Origin of the sequence: Chryseobacterium mucoviscidosis (assembly GCF_002177115.1) — a bacterium.
GTDB classification, from domain to species: Bacteria; Bacteroidota; Bacteroidia; order Flavobacteriales; family Weeksellaceae; genus Chryseobacterium; species Chryseobacterium mucoviscidosis.
The window spans coordinates 24,518-39,174 of sequence record NZ_MVAG01000147.1; the positions used below are offsets into that span (position 1 = coordinate 24,518).

Annotated in this window: 17 protein-coding genes and 1 pseudogene; 10 read left to right on the forward strand and 8 right to left on the reverse strand. The window is 34.8% G+C overall.

The window, feature by feature from the left end; genetic code table 11:
* Positions 1-195 precede the first annotated feature (195 nt).
* From B0E34_RS17945 to ypfJ, 4 genes are all read left to right on the forward strand, one after another.
* A complete protein-coding gene (locus B0E34_RS17945; RefSeq protein WP_087711747.1) occupies positions 196-891 on the forward strand; it encodes a YfgM family protein in 696 nt (231 codons plus the stop codon).
* Between the two features lie 3 nt (positions 892-894).
* Positions 895-1,413: a 6,7-dimethyl-8-ribityllumazine synthase gene (gene ribH, locus B0E34_RS17950; protein ID WP_087711749.1), complete on the forward strand. Its 519-nt coding sequence runs from the start codon at positions 895-897 to the stop codon at positions 1,411-1,413.
* A gap of 202 nt (positions 1,414-1,615) precedes the next feature.
* Positions 1,616-3,700: an LTA synthase family protein gene (locus tag B0E34_RS17955; RefSeq protein WP_087711751.1), complete on the forward strand. Its 2,085-nt coding sequence runs from the start codon at positions 1,616-1,618 to the stop codon at positions 3,698-3,700.
* A gap of 81 nt (positions 3,701-3,781) precedes the next feature.
* Positions 3,782-4,633 carry a KPN_02809 family neutral zinc metallopeptidase gene (gene ypfJ, locus B0E34_RS17960; RefSeq protein ID WP_076393916.1) on the forward strand — a complete coding sequence of 284 codons (852 nt, stop codon included), beginning with the start codon at positions 3,782-3,784 and terminating at the stop codon, positions 4,631-4,633.
* A gap of 54 nt (positions 4,634-4,687) precedes the next feature.
* On the opposite strand, the gene B0E34_RS17965 is transcribed toward ypfJ, so the two are convergent.
* Positions 4,688-5,542 (reverse strand): GLPGLI family protein, encoded by an 855-nt coding sequence (locus tag B0E34_RS17965; protein WP_087711753.1) that lies wholly within the window; start codon positions 5,540-5,542, stop codon positions 4,688-4,690.
* A 273-nt stretch (positions 5,543-5,815) separates the two neighbouring features.
* Here B0E34_RS17965 and B0E34_RS17970 point away from each other — a divergent pair, with 273 nt between their 5' ends.
* The 5 genes from B0E34_RS17970 to sufD all read left to right on the forward strand — a co-directional run bounded on the left by B0E34_RS17970 (position 5,816) and on the right by sufD (position 10,486).
* Positions 5,816-6,145 carry a HesB/IscA family protein gene (locus B0E34_RS17970; RefSeq protein ID WP_076393920.1) on the forward strand — a complete coding sequence of 110 codons (330 nt, stop codon included), beginning with the start codon at positions 5,816-5,818 and terminating at the stop codon, positions 6,143-6,145.
* A gap of 81 nt (positions 6,146-6,226) precedes the next feature.
* The gene (gene sufB, locus B0E34_RS17975; protein WP_087711755.1) at positions 6,227-7,675 is read left to right on the forward strand and encodes a Fe-S cluster assembly protein SufB; all 1,449 of its coding nucleotides are present in this window, start codon (positions 6,227-6,229) and stop codon (positions 7,673-7,675) included.
* A gap of 150 nt (positions 7,676-7,825) precedes the next feature.
* Positions 7,826-8,206 (forward strand): GxxExxY protein, encoded by a 381-nt coding sequence (locus B0E34_RS17980; protein WP_087711757.1) that lies wholly within the window; start codon positions 7,826-7,828, stop codon positions 8,204-8,206.
* A gap of 123 nt (positions 8,207-8,329) precedes the next feature.
* A complete protein-coding gene (gene sufC / locus B0E34_RS17985; RefSeq protein ID WP_087711759.1) occupies positions 8,330-9,076 on the forward strand; it encodes a Fe-S cluster assembly ATPase SufC in 747 nt (248 codons plus the stop codon).
* A 102-nt stretch (positions 9,077-9,178) separates the two neighbouring features.
* Positions 9,179-10,486: a Fe-S cluster assembly protein SufD gene (sufD, locus tag B0E34_RS17990; protein WP_087711996.1), complete on the forward strand. Its 1,308-nt coding sequence runs from the start codon at positions 9,179-9,181 to the stop codon at positions 10,484-10,486.
* Between the two features lie 103 nt (positions 10,487-10,589).
* Here the strand turns inward: sufD and B0E34_RS21730 are convergent, their stop codons facing one another.
* From B0E34_RS21730 to B0E34_RS18010, 5 genes are all read right to left on the reverse strand, one after another.
* Complete coding sequence (locus B0E34_RS21730) at positions 10,590-10,712, reverse strand: hypothetical protein (protein WP_262484753.1); 123 nt, start codon at positions 10,710-10,712, stop codon at positions 10,590-10,592.
* A 175-nt stretch (positions 10,713-10,887) separates the two neighbouring features.
* Positions 10,888-11,148 carry a hypothetical protein gene (locus B0E34_RS17995; protein ID WP_087711761.1) on the reverse strand — a complete coding sequence of 87 codons (261 nt, stop codon included), beginning with the start codon at positions 11,146-11,148 and terminating at the stop codon, positions 10,888-10,890.
* 8 nt (positions 11,149-11,156) lie between these two features.
* Positions 11,157-11,486, reverse strand: coding sequence for a hypothetical protein (locus B0E34_RS18000; RefSeq protein WP_123956699.1), 330 nt, complete (start codon positions 11,484-11,486; stop codon positions 11,157-11,159).
* Positions 11,487-11,593: 107 nt separating this feature from the next.
* The gene (locus B0E34_RS18005) at positions 11,594-11,980 is read right to left on the reverse strand and encodes a hypothetical protein (protein WP_087711765.1); all 387 of its coding nucleotides are present in this window, start codon (positions 11,978-11,980) and stop codon (positions 11,594-11,596) included.
* A gap of 19 nt (positions 11,981-11,999) precedes the next feature.
* A complete protein-coding gene (locus B0E34_RS18010; protein ID WP_087711767.1) occupies positions 12,000-12,350 on the reverse strand; it encodes a hypothetical protein in 351 nt (116 codons plus the stop codon).
* Positions 12,351-12,598: 248 nt separating this feature from the next.
* Between B0E34_RS18010 and B0E34_RS21170 the strand changes: the two are divergent.
* Positions 12,599-13,782: pseudogene (locus tag B0E34_RS21170) on the forward strand (IS3 family transposase).
* Between the two features lie 123 nt (positions 13,783-13,905).
* Here B0E34_RS21170 and B0E34_RS18030 read toward each other — a convergent pair.
* Together B0E34_RS18030 and B0E34_RS18035 are read right to left on the reverse strand one after the other, a co-directional pair.
* A complete protein-coding gene (locus tag B0E34_RS18030; protein WP_087711771.1) occupies positions 13,906-14,262 on the reverse strand; it encodes a hypothetical protein in 357 nt (118 codons plus the stop codon).
* A 5-nt stretch (positions 14,263-14,267) separates the two neighbouring features.
* Positions 14,268-14,612, reverse strand: coding sequence for an EndoU domain-containing protein (locus tag B0E34_RS18035; protein ID WP_165763020.1), 345 nt, complete (start codon positions 14,610-14,612; stop codon positions 14,268-14,270).
* Between the last annotated feature and the right edge of the window lie 45 nt (positions 14,613-14,657).

Here is a 14,657-nt window from a genome sequence, read left to right on the forward strand (position 1 = left end):
AATAATTTAACGTTACATCAATACATATAGTATTAGAGATGTCATGCTGAGCTTGTCGAAGCATCTTTTTAGTAAATTCACGATTCATAATTAACAATTCTACTTGATTAATTCAAATAAAATCAACAATACACACAAAGTATTTTGTAAATCATTCAGAAACAATTAAATTTGCATTTCAATTTTTAATAATCTATGGCAAAAATTACAAACGAGCAGGAAGGTAAAGAAACTGTTGAGTTTTTTAAAGATCTTGACAGAGAGGCTTTAAACACAGAAAGGTTCCTTGAAAAATATTCAAAACCTTTGGGAATTGTTTTCGGACTACTTATTTTGGGAGTTCTGGGCTTCTTCGGTTACAAACAATTTGTTGTAGCTCCTAAAAATGCAGAAGCTGTAAAAAGTTTCCTGGCTGCTCAGAAAAATCTTGCTGACGGTAAAGATAAAGAAGCTTTAGGCGGAAAATCTGCTGCAAATCCGGGTTTCTTAGGAACTTATAACGAATATTCTGCAACCAACGTAGGCAAGCTTTCTGCTTACAACGCTGGATTGATAAAATTCAAAGAAGGAAAATTTCAGGAAGCTTATGATCTTTTAGACAGTTTTTCATCCGACAACAAAACGTTGATGGCAATGAAATACGGAGCAATGGCAGATGCAAAATCCGGTCTTAACAAAAATGATGAAGCCCTTCAGTTATTAGACAAAGCCGCTTCAGCTTCAGACGATCCTTACACAACGTATTATTTTACAAGAAAAGCAGGTATTGTAGCTTTAGGATTAAAGAAAAATGCAGAAGCTAAAAAGTATTTTGCAACAATCGACGAAAAATATCAGGACTACGACAACGGAATATCTGATTCTTATATTGAAATGACTAAATATTACTAAACAATGGCAACAGTTAATCTTTCTGATTACAAGCCACTTAACATAACCAATGCCGATGATTTTTCTATCGGCATTGTTTTTTCTGAGTGGAATGATTTTGTAACCTACAATCTTCGTGATGCAGCTCTGGAAATCCTTCAAAAAGAGGGAGTAAAATCTGAAAAAATTTCTCTTTTTCCGGTTCCGGGAGCGTTTGAGTTAAGCTACGCAAGTATGCAGCTTTGTAAAGAACGAACTTTTGATGCAGTAATTGCAATCGGATGTGTGATCCGTGGAGAAACACCGCATTTTGACTATGTCTGTTCGGCAGTTGCACAGGGAATTAAAGACTGCAACATCATGACAGATACCCCAACTATTTTCTGTGTTTTAACGGACGACACTAAAGAACAGTCGATTGCGAGAAGCGGCGGCGATCTTGGGAACAAAGGAGTTGAAGCGGCTGTTACGGCTCTGCAAATGATTGATTTTAAAAAGAATCTTTCCGGCAGAAAAGGAAATATCGGATTTGGAAATTCGTAATTTTCAAAATAAAAAATATTTGAAAGAACTATTGAAGAATAGTTCTTTTTTTGTCCCCGAACAGTTACCTCCTGAATATTATATTGTTAAAATAATTTTAAATATTTATAAACTTTCTAATTATTGTGGTATTTTAAAAAAAAATACGTTCAGATAATATTCAATACTTATTTTTGTAAGAATTCATATTCAAATCATAACAATGTTTGTTCAGAAAACAAAACCATTCCTTTATTTAGGAATCTTTTACCTTATCATTTCTTTAATCATAAGGATTGTATTTTTCTTTCATCCCATTACCACAGCCAGTTTTGGAGTGTTTGAAATTTTAAAAATAATTTTGGTGGGTGTTCTCAATGATGCTTTGGTTTTTATTTTAGCCAGCACCTTTTTAGCCCTCTATTTTTTATTTTTATCCAATTCAAAATATCAGAAACCTTACGGACAGATCATTTTGGGAATTTTAGTCCTTTTTTTTCTGTACATCCTTCTGATTCCTAACAATATCTTCAAACAATACGGCGGCTCAGTTGCAGAAATTGCTCTGGCCTTTATCGGGTTAAAAATTATATGCTTCGCATTAATGCTTTTCCTTCCGAAACAACGTTCAAAAATACGGAATGTACTCTATTTCATAACGCTTTTTCTGTATGTTTTACTCATCGTATTCAATGCAGTAAGTGAATATTTCTTCTACAATGAATTCGGATTGAGGTACAATTTCATCGCGGTGGATTATCTTATCTACACAAATGAAGTGATTGGAAACATCATGGAAAGTTATCCTGTTGTTCCTCTTTTCTCAGCAATTTTTATCGTAACACTTTCCATTACATTCTTCATTTTTAAGAAAACCAAAAAAGAACTTTTGGATCTTCCGAATCTGAAGCAGAAATTTATTTTACTGGGATCATTTATTCTTTTGATTGGAGTAAGCTTATTTGGATTGAATTTCACTACAAAAATGAAAGGAAACAGCGTTTTTGAAGAAGAAATTCAGGCAAACGGTCTTCCTAAATTCTATTGGGCATTTACCCACAACGAGCTGGATTATTTCCAGTTTTATCCAGAAATTAATCAGAGTCAGGCAGAAAAAAACTTTTTAAGCCAGTTTGCTCCACCTGTCCTTAAAAGAAATATTGTTTCTGCAGAACCGGAACTCAAAAAAAATGTGGTTTTAATTTCCATTGAAAGTTTATCGGCAGACTTTTTAGCACATTATGGAAATACGCAGAAAATCACTCCTTTTTTAGACAGTTTAGCCGATAAATCATTAATGTTTACCAATCTTTACGCTACCGGAAACAGAACCGTTCGTGGTCTGGAAGCATTAACGCTCTGTATTCCGCCTACAGCTGGAGAAAGCATTATTAAAAGAGAGAACAACAAAAATAAATTTACCACAGGAAGTGTTTTCAAATCAAAAGGATATGAGGTGAAATTTTTGTACGGTGGATACAGCTATTTCGATAATATGCAGGATTTCTACGCTGAAAACGGGTATGACATTGTCGACAGAAATAATTTCAAGCCGGAAGAAATCACGTTTGCAAACGTTTGGGGCGTTGCCGATGAAGACATGGCAAAAAAAGCCATCCAAACAATGAATGCCGAAGCAAAATCCGGAAAGCCGTTCTTCAATCATTGGATGACGGTTTCCAACCACAGACCTTTTACCTATCCTGAAGGAAAAATTGATATCCCCGGAAATGCAAAATCCCGTGAAGGCGGTGTAAAATACACAGATTATGCTTTGAAAAAATTCTTCGAAATGGCTAAAAAACAGGATTGGTATAAAAATACGGTCTTTGTGGTCATTGCAGATCATTGCGCTTCCAGTGCAGGAGATACAGAACTTCCGATGGATAAATACCGAATTCCTGCGATGGTTTTCTCGGAAGGATTTATCCTGCCGCAGAAATTTACCCAAACCATGTCTCAGATCGATGTGATGCCGACTGTTCTAGGTTTGCTGAATTTCAGTTATCCGTCGAAATTTTTAGGGCAGGATGTTTTCAGCAAAGAATTTCAGCCGAAAGCTTATGTAGCAACGTATCAGGATTTAGGATTTGTAAAAGACAATTATTTAACGGTTATTTCTCCTTTAAGAAAAATTAAGCAATACGCTTTGGTTCAGCAGAAAAACAATCTCGCTCCGGAATTTAATATTTATTTTGATGAAAATCCTTTAAAAGAAAAGGAACAGAATAAACAGATGGTGGATGCAACGATTTCAGCGTATCAGTCGACTTCTTTCTGGCTGAAAAAAAATCAGATGAATCGATAAATATTTTGAAAATATCATAATCCGCACAAAAATTGTATGGTTTAAATTTTTAAATTTACCAACAAATAAAAAATACAAACTATGAGATGGACGGACGACAGAGGTGGTAATGTGGAAGACAGACGCGGACTTGGCGGCGGAGCCGTTGTAGGAGGCGGACTGGGAACGCTTATTATTGCTGCAATTATATTCTTTTTGGGAGGTGATCCTTCCTCGATTCTTTCTTCGGGAGCGGGTTCCGGATCTCCGAGAACGGAACAGCGAGAACTGACTGCGGAAGACAAAAAAATCGGAGAAATGGTAGACATGATGGGAAAATGGAACATCACGACATGGGATCAGGTTTTTCAGGAAAACGGAATGCAGTATACTCCACCGAAAATTATCCTTTTTTCGGAAACCACACAATCTGGCTGTGGCGTGGCGCAGTCTGCAATGGGACCTTTTTACTGTCCTGCAGATCAGTCTGTTTACATGGACATGAGCTTTTTTAATGAACTTCAGCAAAGATTCGGAGCTAAAGTAACGGAATTTACGGTAGCGTATGTTTTGGCGCATGAAGTGGGACATCATGTTCAGACGCTTTTAGGAACAACACAAAAAGTAGATCAGCTAAGAAGAAGCGGAAAATATTCTGAAGCAGAAATGAACAGAGTTTCTGTTGCCACAGAACTTCAGGCAGATTTTTATGCAGGAGTCTGGGCAAGAAGAACAGATGCTGAAAAGCACATTCTTGAACCCGGAGATATTCAGTCGGCTATTGAAGCGGCTGAAGCGGTAGGTGATGATAATATCCAAAGAAGATCACAGGGATACGTTAATCAGGAAAGTTTTACGCACGGATCCTCTGCGCAGCGTAAAGAATGGTTTATGAAAGGATATAACACCGGAGACATCCGACAGGGAGATACTTTCAACCAGCTTTTGAAATAATTATTTAAATCAGCCAAATAAAAAACCCTGAAGAACAATCTTCAGGGTTAATTTTTATTGTAATTCTATCAGGTTGCTGTTTCTTTTTGCTTCCTCTTTTACTCTTTCTTCCATCCGTTTTCTGAAATCTCCGGAATTTCCTCCTCCGAATCCACCGCCGCCACGGTTTCCTCCACCGCCGTCAATTCTCATCGGCGCCCCCATTCCGCCACCTTGTGTCATAAATGACATCGGATCTTCCATGAATTTTTTCTGCTGTTTTACATAATCGCCTCTTTTTACTTTAATGGTATTTCCGAACTGGCTCATTGTTGGGAAATCTGCGATTTTATAATTTTTCATTAAGTCGAAAGAATATTCTCCTTTATCGTCTTCTACTTTTACAATGAGTCCCGGAAGTCCGCCGAATTTGTAAGGTCCGTCCTGATAAGGCAGATCTGTGGTAAACCATGCCGTCCATTTTCTTCCTCCAAAATCTGTTTCTGCTTTCTGAACTTTATAATCTCCGATCTTTGTGGTTTCCGAAGAAATTTTCCAGTTGATCGGTCGGTCTTCTTCATAAGTATACATATCTCTTCCGATTCTGTCTTTGAACGTCATTTTCTGGCTTTTCTTATCTTTTTCAACAGAATAATTGATGTTGGATCGTAAAGCTTCCATCTGATCCCTGTTGAAACCTCTCGCTCCTCCACTTTGCATGGCAGCCTGAATTACAGAATCTCTTTTAATTCTGTTTTCGGAATAAAAAACAGATTTTTCCGGAGAAATGTCCAGATACGCATTTTCTGTTTTCGTATCTGTTTTATTGGACGCATCGGGTTTCATCGTAACCTGATATACAAATCTGTTGGTCTGTGCAAAAGCCGTCTGCATGAATAAAGCCAAAGCAAGAATGCCTAATTTTTTCATTTATAGTATATTTTTATTGTAAACTGTAATTTTAAAGACTACACAAAAAAACAGTGAAATCTTTGTTTTATTTATAGATTTAAAATCCCGATCAAAGTTAAATCAAAAACAGGCTTTACGACGTCTATTAAGAAAATTTAAATATTTTTAACAGTAATTTTATCACTGAAATACATCTATTAAGAACAGAATCATCAAAATAGATATCTTCGATTTGAGATTGCGGAAATTAGTTCGTATTTTTGCATCATTAAATCATTCTAAATAAATACAATGATAAAAGTATCAGATCAAGCAAAAGCAAAAGCCATTCAGCTGATGACAGAGGACGGTTTTAAGCCTTTTGAAGACTATATAAGAGTTGGGGTGAAAAGCGGAGGATGCTCTGGTTTAGAATATGTTCTTAAGTTTGACAACGAAAAAACAGATACCGACCAGATTTTTGAAGACAATGATATCAAAATTATTGTAGATAAAAAATCAATCCTCTATTTAGCAGGAACCATTCTTGAGTATTCGGGAGGTTTAAACGGAAAAGGATTTGTTTTTAACAATCCGAATGCATCCAGAACTTGCGGATGCGGTGAGAGTTTTTCTTTGTAAAAAAAGACATTGGATGCAGATTTCAGATTTGGATAAAAAATCAGATCTGAAATCTGTCTTCTAAAATCTTAAAAAAAAATAATGAATAAATATACTGAAGACGATCTAAGAGTCGATCTGGAAAATAAAAAATACGAATTCGGCTGGGAAACAAAAATCGATTACGAAGATTTCCCAACGGGTTTAAATGAAGACATTGTCCGTGCAATTTCTGCTAAAAAAGAAGAGCCGGAATGGATGACGGAATGGCGTCTGGAATCGTTCAGAATCTGGCAGAAAATGACAGAGCCGGACTGGGCAAATATTAAATATGAAAAACCTGATTTTCAGGCGATTAAATATTATGCCGCGCCAAAAGTAAAACCTGAGCTGGAAAGTCTGGACGAAGTAGATCCTGAATTACTGAAGACATTCGAAAAATTAGGAATCAACATCGAAGAACAGAAAAGACTTTCAGGTGTTGCCGTAGATATTGTAATGGATTCCGTTTCTGTAAAAACAACGTTTCAGGATACTTTAATGGAAAAAGGAATTATTTTCTGCTCCATTTCCGAAGCGATTAAAAATCACCCAGATCTGGTAAGAAAATATCTTGGAAAAGTAGTTCCGAGAGGAGATAATTTCTATGCAGCTCTTAATTCCGCAGTATTTTCTGACGGAAGTTTCTGCTACATTCCGAAAGGCGTAAGATGTCCGATGGAATTGTCTACGTATTTCAGAATCAATCAGGCAGGAACAGGTCAGTTTGAAAGAACACTTGTGATTGCAGATGAAGGAAGTTATGTTTCTTATCTGGAAGGTTGTACCGCACCGTCAAGAGATGAAAATCAGCTTCACGCAGCGGTTGTTGAGCTGATCGCAATGGATGATGCCGAAATTAAATATTCCACTGTACAAAACTGGTATCCGGGAAATGAAGAAGGAAAAGGAGGGGTTTTCAATTTCGTAACGAAAAGAGGACTTTGCGAAAGAAATGCAAAAATCTCATGGACTCAGGTTGAAACCGGTTCTGCGGTAACATGGAAATATCCGTCTTGTATTCTGAAAGGAGATAATTCCATAGGTGAGTTCTACTCTATCGCCGTAACGAATAATCACCAATATGCAGATACAGGAACCAAAATGATCCACATCGGTAAGAATACCAAATCTACCATCATTTCCAAAGGTATTTCCGCAGGAAAATCAAATAATTCCTACAGAGGTCTGGTAAAAGTAATGCCTTCTGCAAAAGGAGCTAGAAATTTCTCTCAGTGCGATTCTTTATTGATGGGGAATGAATGTGGAGCTCATACTTTCCCGTATATTGAAATTAAAGATCCGACTGCACAACTGGAGCACGAAGCAACGACTTCAAAAATCGGGGAAGACCAGATTTTTTACTGTAACCAGAGAGGAATTGATACAGAAAGAGCTATTGCTCTGATTGTAAATGGTTTCAGCAAAGAGGTTTTAAATAAACTGCCAATGGAATTTGCCATTGAAGCTCAGAAATTACTGGAGATTTCTCTGGAAGGTTCTGTGGGATAATTATTTTATCGCAAAGCTAAACTAAGCTTTCTTAGCCGCTTACTATTTATTCTCAAGATAAACAAAGGCACTAACGCTTAGGAAAGTAATACAAAGTTTTTAAATTGAATTTCTACAATTAACTTGTGTATCTTTGCGAAAATTATACAAATGACAGAAAATGAAATTTCAAAAATTGTTTTTGAAAGTGGATTAAAAATTCACAGAAAATTAGGAATAGGCTTGTATGAAAGCATTTATGAAGAATGTTTATTTTATGAATTGAAAAAAGCCGGGATTAATGTGGAAAAGCAAAAATCTCTCAATATTCAATACGAAGAACTATTTTTAGAAAATGCTTTCAGGATGGATTTACTAATTGAAAACAAAGTGGTTTTAGAGATAAAATCTGTTGAAAATTTAACCAATTTTCACGCTGCACAACTAAAAAATTATGTAAGACTTGGAAATTATAAGTTAGGAATGCTTATCAATTTCAATTCTCAACTTTTTAAAAACGGAGTTATGAGAATTGCAAATGGTCTTGATTAATTTCAGATATAAATGTAATTAAAGAAATAGTATTTCATTGATAAGCGTTAGCGCCTTTGTTTTTCTTATAAAAGCAAAGGGAGATTAAAAATCTTAGTCTAGCCTTGCGATAAATTTAAACGTATGTTAGAGATAAAAAACTTGCACGCCAAAATTGAAGACGGCGACAAAGAAATTTTAAAAGGAATTAATCTTGAAATAAAGCCGGGTGAAGTTCACGCTATTATGGGACCGAACGGAGCCGGAAAATCTACGCTTTCTTCTGTTATCGCAGGAAAAGAAGATTATGAAGTGACTGATGGAGAAATTATTTTCGGAGGTGAAAACATCATCGAAGATGCTCCTGAAGAAAGAGCCCACAAAGGAATTTTCCTTTCTTTCCAGTATCCTGTAGAAATTCCGGGCGTTTCTGTAACCAACTTCATCAAAGCAGCGATGAACGAAAACAGAAAAGCTAACGGGTTGGGAGAAATGCCGGCAAAAGAGATGTTGGCAATGATTCGTGAGAAATCTGAAAAATTAGGTATTAAAAAAGATTTCCTTTCAAGATCTTTAAACGAAGGTTTTTCCGGAGGTGAGAAGAAAAGAAATGAAATTTTCCAGATGATGATGCTGGATCCGAAACTGGCTATTTTGGATGAAACCGATTCCGGATTGGATATTGATGCGTTAAGAATTGTTGCAGATGGTGTAAATGCTTTCAAAAACGAAGGAAATGCAGTTCTTCTGATTACCCACTATCAGAGATTGCTGAACTATATTCAGCCTGATTTTGTTCACGTTTTAGCCAACGGAAAAATCATCAAAACCGGTGATAAATCTCTTGCGTTAGAGCTTGAAGAAAAAGGGTACGACTGGCTTTTAAATTAATTAAAAGATTAAAAAATTCAGAGATTTTATCTGATCTCTTAGTTTAACAATTTCAGCCAAACAAAAAAAGAAAAAATGGTGCAAACCACAGATATACCAGTAATGGCATTAAAAGAACAGATCATACAAAACCATAATGAATTTTTGGAGAGCCTTCGTCACAGATTTCTGGATGAAGATCGTAAAGCAGCTCTTCAGAGGTTCGAAAAAGCTGGTTTTCCTACAAAAAAGGACGAAGAATATAAATATACCAACCTAAAGGAAATTACCGAGAAAAACTACAACTTTTTCCCGAAAGAAAGTCATAACATCACCAAAGAGCAGTTGGATCAGCTTCATTTAGGTGAAGAGAATTTCGACTGGATTACTTTCGTGAACGGTAAACTTCATAAAGAATTATCTAAAGTTTCCATTGAAAATGTTGAGTTTCTTTCATTCAATTATGCGCTGAATGATGAGAAACACAGAGATGTTTTCGAGAAATATTTCAACACAATTGCTGAAGATCAATCTGCTTTCACGAATTTAAATCAGGCATACTGCAAATACGGTTTCTTTTTGAAAGTTCCGAAAAATGTAGTGATTGAAAAACCGATTCACGTTTTTTATATTTCTCAGAATCAGGAAGAAAACACATTCTACAATACAAGAAATTTATTAATCGTAGATGAAGGTGCCAAAGTGGAAATCATTGAAAGTCATCACAATTTTGACAGTACTTATGTTCTGACTAATTCTGTGACGGAAATTTTTACTTATCCAAATGCAAAAGCGGACTGGCATAAATTACAGAACGATAACGATACCTCTTATTTAATCGACAATACTTTTGCAAAACAGGAAAAAGACAGCTTAACGACTGTAAATACATTCTCTTTCGGAGGTAAGCTGGTAAGAAACAACCTGGATTTCATTCAAAACGGATCGAATATCAATTCATTTATGAACGGAATTACCATTATCGGGAAAGATCAGTTGGTAGATCATCACACGGCGGTTCACCACAATCAACCGAATTGCGAAAGTTACCAGAATTATAAAGGTATTTTCGACGGAAAATCTCACGGGGTTTTCAACGGGAAGGTTTTCGTTGATAAAATTGCCCAGAAAACGAATGCTTATCAGCAAAACAACAATGTTTTACTCAGCGAAGGAGCAACGATTGATACCAAACCTCAGCTTGAAATTTTTGCAGATGATGTAAAATGTTCTCACGGTTGTACAGTAGGACAATTGAATGAAGATGCGTTATTTTATCTGAGAGCAAGAGGGATTTCTAAAAAGGAAGCTCAGGCGTTATTGTTATACGCTTTTGCCAATGATGCGATGCAAAATATTGACATTGAGCCATTAAAAGAAAAAATTTCAAAGCTTCTTGCCGAGAAGCTTCAGGTTGATATAGAGTTTTAACAATATATAATTGATTAATAAGAAGGCTGTTTCATTTTTGAAGCAGCTTTTTATTTTTTTCATATTTAAAAATTTTCCAGAATAACTTTCTGAGTTTGCTCTGTTATCTATAAACGTATGGCAAAACGTCATATATGTAATCTATTGCATTTTCAGCAGTAATTATGCCATCATCTATAGCTTTTTGAAGGGCTTTCCAGCCCTCTCTAAATTCTTCTACTGTCATTTTAAAACTTGGAGTAAGATTCTCTGCCATCCCAGCAAGGCGGCTCATCTCTTCTTCCAGCTTTGCGGTATTACCTCCAGCTTTCCTGTAAAGGTAATCTAAAAACTTGCCCGTTCTTCCAGAAGTGTTTGCCTGAAAGAATTATAAAAGCTGCCTATTTAGACAGCTTTAAATTTTAATTGCTAAAAAACTCATCAATTTCTATACAGCGGTGTGGTCCTTGCACATACAATAGTTCCAAAGTTTCGGCATCCATATATACATAAAATGATTTTCCATAAATATCATCTAGCAAACTTACAACAATAACATTCTTTATCGAATCATCTCTTAAAGTATCATTTTCCTTATAAAACGAGTTAATTACTGATATTGTAGAATCCTCTTTCATAAGTTCTTTAACTTTTTCAAATGCTTGTTTTTTTTTATTTATCATTTCTGTTACTATTTTATTGTTATTTTATTTATATCAATTCCTGCTTCTTTACATGCATTAATGGCATCATCAATGTTTGCTTTAATCAATCTCATATCTTGTGGGCTAAACCTACCATGTCCATATAAATCCAACCATCTATTTTGTTCCTCGACAATTTTATCATATACATATTTTTCTTTGATATAGGTACTTATTAACCTATCTTTTTCTGGGATGCGTCTGGTTAAAAGGAGTTTTTCATGCTCTAGTAAAGGTCTATTTTTGGGTATATCAATAATTTGTTCTCCTGTAAGATATTTGTGTCTTCCCCTTCTTAGATAGTCTTCAAAATGCATACATTCATGAAACATTTCTAAATCAGTGACATCTTTTCGAATCCAAATTGTAGGAGGGATATCTCACCCATCAAAACAAGCGCCTACATTTCTTGATTTAAAATATTTTACCATTTTTTTACTTTCAGTATAAATTTTACTTCGGCTCCTAGTCTACGGATAATTTGAATCCATTCTTCTAATTCTAACTCTGTTAGTCGAACTGCATTAAGGTTTTTTCCAATTTCTTCAAGACGAATTATATTGTCTAGATATTCTTCTAAATGCTTATCATTTTTTACCTTTCTGAAAATTCTTTTTATGTAACTACTGGTTTCTTCTAAACTTCCATGAAAAAATTTCTTCCCCTTATACAGTACCGCTACCTCTTTCTCTGCATTCTCTACAAAAAGTACATTCAGTTTCTCAAAAGTAGAGGAATGGTGGGTAATATTCTTTATCCCGTCTTTTAAAAGAACATTTAATCCTTTTTTAGAAAAGAAAAAAGCAGACATTGCTGACTGCGTTACTATTTTAGCTCATAAATACTTTCCACTCTTTCATTAAGTCTATGACTTCTTGCAGAGGCATTTGCAAATCTTGATAATCTTTTTCATCTGCTATAAAATAAGCTGTCTCTTTATCACATTTAAAATCTCCACACATGTAGCCTATCTGCATAAACATAAGATCATCATTTGCTTCTAACCAAGTTTTGCTGTCGTTTCTTACAGATTCTAGCAAATCTATAATTTCCTGAATATTATCCGGAAATCGAAATTGTCCGATAAAATAACTTAATAATAAATATTTTGAATCTGTTGATTTTACAGCTTTAATATCCTCATTATTATATCCTTTATCAATAAATTTTACTTTATCCATTTTTTTAATGTTTAAATATTATTTATGCAGTTTTAATTTCTCTTGTATTTCGGTCAATATAAAATTCAATTTCAATACCTTCTTTACCTATTCCTTGAAACTTTCTTCCGTCTGAAAAGGTAATGTTCTCACTCGCTTCTTGTACTACTTTTTTTATTTTATTGATGTCCCATTTGCTTGGAAAGAAATTGGAGTTACTATCTTTGAGTGGACATAATAGCTAAGCCCCGATGCTCTATCTTTAAGAAATGAAAAACAGAAGGAAGAATTACAGTTTAGAATTTAAACTTAAAGCTTTGGAATTATTAGAAGAGAGAGGTTGTAGTATGACTTCTTTAGGGCGAGAACTTGGAGTGAATCCAGACAACATCAAACGTTGGAGCAAGGAGTTTAAATCAGGAAAATTAACAGCAGGCTCTACTATAAAGGAAAAGAGTAAGGAAGAGCTGGAAATTATCCGTCTGAACAAAGAGCTTGCTGATATAAAATTAGAACATGAAATCTTAAAAAAGGCGGTAAGCATCTTTTCCAGGAACGGCAGGTAAAATATCGTTTTATAGAATCTCATACGAATATATTTCCTGTTGAAAAGATGTGTAAAGTACTAAGAGTGAGCAGAAGTTCATATTATAAATGGCTTGTTGGGATTCCATCAAAAAGAGCATTGTATAATCAAATGCTGAGTGATGAAATCAAAAAAATATATGTTCTTTATAAAGGTCGGTATGGCAGTCCCAGAATAGCTAAAGAACTGGAATCATTGGGAATAAAAGCGTCTCAACAGCGAGTAGCAAGACTGATGCAGAAGCATTCATTAAGAAGTATATTGAAAAGGAAATTTAAGGTGACTACCGATTCATCTCATAAATATCCTGTTGTGGAAAATCATTTGAACAGGAATTTTTTGGTGCAGAAACCCAATTCTGCATGGGTATCGGATATCACTTACATAAGAACCCAACAAGGCTGGCTGTATCTTACTACTGTAATAGATTTATTTGATAGAAAAGTAATTGGATGGTCTCTGAGTTCCACCATGTATGCTAAAGACACAAGCATGGCGGCTTTTAAAATGGCTCTTTCCAATCGTCCATTAATGAAAACGGATTCACTCATTTTCCATTCTGACAGAGGGGTTCAATATGCCTGTAAGGAGTTTGTATCGATGGTCGGAAAAAACAGACAAATTATTAGAAGTATGAGCAGGAAAGGGAATTGCTGGGATAATGCAGTGGCTGAAAGTTTCTTCAAAACGCTGAAAATGGAACTTATTTATCAGAATAGATATGAAACCAGAAAACAGGCTGAACTCTCAATATTTTAATACATAGAAGGATTCTATAATACTCACAGAAGACATAAGTATCTGAAAAATAAAACGATATTAGAATTTAATCAACTTATTATTAACAAATTTAAAATCGCAGCATAGGGCTAAGGAAATTTGTCCACTTTTTTGTAGGAAGTTCAAAGTATGAATATCTGTCTTTGGCTTCCATTTTTCTGTGTCTTCAATCCAAAAGTAAAAAGCAGCCATTACTGACTGCCTTACTATTTAGCTCATAAATATTTTCCAATCTTTCATCAGGTCGATGACCTCTTGTAAAGGCATTTCTAAGTTTTGATAAGAAGTAGAGCTATCTGCAATAAAATAAGCCGTGTCTTTATCACATTTAAAATCTCCACACATATAGCCTATCTGCATAAACATAAGATCATCATTTGCTTTTAACCATGTTTTATTACCGCTTCTCACAGATTCTAATAAATCTATGATTTCCTGAATATTATCTGGAAATCGAAATTGTCCAACGAATAAGGATAATAATAAGTATTTATCATCTGTTGCTATTGGATCTGCAATTTCTTTTCCATCTAACAAACTGTTTGTTTTAAAGTTTATCTTGTTCATATTTTTTATTTAAAGTAAATATATGCTGTGGTTATCTCTCTAGTTTCAGGGCTAATATAAAATTCTATCTCAATTCCTTGCTTAGTGATGCCTCTATACTTATTTCCTTGTTTAAAAGTAATATTCTCACTCGCTTCTTGTACTACTTTCTTTATTTTATTAATATCCCATTTGCTAGGAAAAAAGGTATGAGTGTCTTTTTTCAAATCCCATTTTCCCATTTCTTTTATCCAATATTCTATTTTCGCTAAATGTACCGTTTCTCCTGTTGGAAGTACTTTTGTACCAAGGTTTTCTGCAATTCTTACCAGTTTGTTATTCAGCTTATTTAGAATATGAAAACCTCCCACTGTTGGACTGTAGTTAAATCCACTTTCCGCTGCTTTTCCTCCCTT